The 1,527-nt window shown below is 64.7% G+C and carries 2 protein-coding genes; both read right to left on the bottom strand.

All coding sequences use genetic code 11. The annotated features are described in order from the left end of the window. Positions 1–883 (bottom strand): ATP-binding cassette domain-containing protein (locus AB4Z38_RS25555; protein ID WP_441432313.1); only part of this gene is annotated, 883 nt, incomplete at its 3' end. 17 nt (positions 884–900) lie between these two features. After that, positions 901–1,527: ABC transporter permease (locus AB4Z38_RS25560; RefSeq protein ID WP_441432314.1), on the bottom strand; the 627-nt coding region annotated here is incomplete at its 5' end.

Raw genomic sequence — 1,527 nt, forward strand, 5'->3', positions numbered from 1 at the left:
CGGCGACTTCGGCTTGGACTTCCTTGAGGGCTTCGGTGTGTCCGCCGAGTTGTTCGAGTTCGTGGGCGAGTTCGGCCAGTTCCGCGCCGCCGGCCATCTGGGCGGTGAGTTCGTCCAGGGTGATGTCCTTCTTGTCGTAGTAGCCGATGGACTTGCCGCGCTTGAGCAGCAGGAACCGGTCMCCGACCGGGAAGGCGTGGTGCGGGTTGTGGGTGATGAARATGACGCCCAGGCCGCGGTCGCGGGCCTGCAGGATGTAGCGGAGCACGACGCCGGACTGCTTCACCCCGAGGGCGGCGGTSGGTTCGTCCAGGATCAGCACCTTCGCCCCGAAGTACACGGCCCTGGCGATCGCCACGCATTGGCGTTCACCGCCGGAGAGCTGGCCGATGGGTTGTTCCACATCGCGCAGGTCGATGCCCATCGCGGCCAGTTCCGYSAGCGTGATGTCCTTCATTTTCTGGACATCCATGGACTTGAACGGCCCGAACCCGGWGGTCAGTTCCGAGCCGAGGAAGAAGTTCCGCCAGATCGGCATCAACGGGACCACGGCCAGGTCCTGGTACACGGTGGCGATGCCCGCGTCCAGGGCGTCGCGGGGCGAGTTGAACTTCCGCTCCTCCCCCATGATCTTCAGCGTYCCGGCGTCGTGCTGGTGCAGGCCGGCGATGATCTTGATCAGCGTGGACTTGCCCGCGCCGTTGTCCCCCAGCACGCAGGTGACGCGGCCGTTGTCCACGGCCATCGTCACATCGCGCAGGGCGATGATGTTCCCGTAGTGCTTGCCCACCSCGTCCAGGGAGAGCAGGTGCACGGGGGTGTGGGTCAGCGGGTCCTTCTCGTCCTTGAGCAGGGTCTGCTGGTCGATCTGTTTGGCATTCATTGTTTTGTCCGGCCCTTCTACTTGAGCTCTGCGCGGCGTTTGACGATGAGGTTCACGATGGTGGCCAGCAGCAGCATCAGGCCCAGGAAGAACTTGAACCAGTCCGGGTTCCACTGCGCGTACACGATGCCCTTGTTGGCCATGCCGAAGATGAACGCACCRATSGCMCCGCCCACCGCGGACCCGTAGCCGCCGGTGAGCAGGCAGCCGCCGATSACCGCGGCGATGATGTACAGGAACTCGTTGCCCACGCCCTCSCCGGACTGCACGGCGTCGAAGGCGAAGAGGTTGTGCATGCCCAGGATCCAGCCGCAGAACCCGACCGCCATGAACAACCCGATCTTSGTCTTGGTCACCGGAACACCCACGGCACGGGCMGCGTTCGCGTCCCCGCCCACGGCGAAGATCCAGTTGCCGACCTTCGTGCGCAGCAGCACCCAGGACGCGATCRCGACCAGGATGATCCAGAAGAACACCGTGATCTTCACCTCGACCCCGCCGATGCTGATCGAGGACGCGAACACCGCGTGGGCCGACTCGAAACCGTCCAGCTTGGAAATCGACGGGGAAGACACGGACCCGCCGATCAGGCGGGTCAGGGCCAGGTTCAGGCCCGTGAGCATCAGGAACGTCGCGAGCGTGAC

This window comes from Arthrobacter sp. 2RAF6 (assembly GCF_052115205.1).
Classification (GTDB): Bacteria; Actinomycetota; Actinomycetes; order Actinomycetales; family Micrococcaceae; genus Arthrobacter.